A 1,003-nucleotide genomic window follows, 5' to 3' on the forward strand; every position below is an offset into this window, starting at 1 on the left:
GCTTATGTTTGACGTTGAGATCATCACCGATGGCGGCCGTCGCCGTCGTTGGTCGGCGGCCGAGAAGCTGCGGATCGTCGAAGAGACTCTGGACGAGCGAGCCAGCATCTCGGTGGTGGCACGCCGCAATGGCGTGGCCCCGAACCTGCTCTACCGTTGGCGGCGCCTGATGCTGGAGGGAGGGGCTGTCGCCGTGTCCAACGATGACGAGGTCACCAGCAACCGGGCCGTCCGTCACCTCGAGGAGCGCATCCGCGAACTCGAACGCCAGCTCGGCCGCAAGACCCTGGAAGTCGAGATCCTGAAGGAGGCTTTCGACAAGGCACGCCCAAAAAAACCGACGTGGCTCGTGCAGTCGCCTCTCAAGGACGGTGGCCGATGAAGATCGTCGCGGATATCCTTGGGGTCTCGCGCTCCAACCTGCACGACCGCCTGAAGGGGACGACCAAGCCGCATCGGCGCTACCACAAAGCGCAAGACGCGGCGCTGCTGCCGCGCATCACTGCCCTCGTCACCGCACGGCCGACCTACGGCTACCGGCGCATCACGGCCGTCCTGAACCGACAGCTCCGGTCCGGGGGCCTGGCCCCAGTGAACCACAAGAGGGTCTACCGCATCATGCAGGCGCACAGCCTCCTCTTGGCCCGCCACTACACCGAGCGGCCGGACCTGGCGCACGACGGCAAGGTCATCGTCATGCGCTCGAACCTCCGGTGGTGCAGCGATGGCTTCGAGTTCACCTGCTGGAACGGTGAGGTCGTCCGAGGCGCCTTCATCATCGATGCCCACGACCGGGAGGTGATCGCCTGGTGCGCCGTGGCGAACGCCGGCGTCAGCGGCTCCGATGTCCGCGACATGATGCTGGAGGCGGTCGAGAAGCGGTTCAGGGCCCACCAGGCGCCCCATCCCGTGGAGATGCTCAGTGACAACGGCTCGTGCTACACCGCCAAAGACACGCGCATCTTCGCCCGCCAGCTCGGCCTCAAGCCCTGCTTCACACCGG

At 66.1% G+C, this 1,003-nt stretch carries 1 pseudogene; it reads left to right on the top strand.

Features of this window, described 5'->3' with window-relative positions:
• Nucleotides 1-1,003, top strand: a pseudogene (locus FHG71_RS23305) (IS3 family transposase); the annotation flags it as partial.

The sequence above is a fragment of the Rubellimicrobium roseum genome (assembly GCF_006152145.1).
Taxonomy (GTDB): domain Bacteria; phylum Pseudomonadota; class Alphaproteobacteria; order Rhodobacterales; family Rhodobacteraceae; genus Rubellimicrobium; species Rubellimicrobium roseum.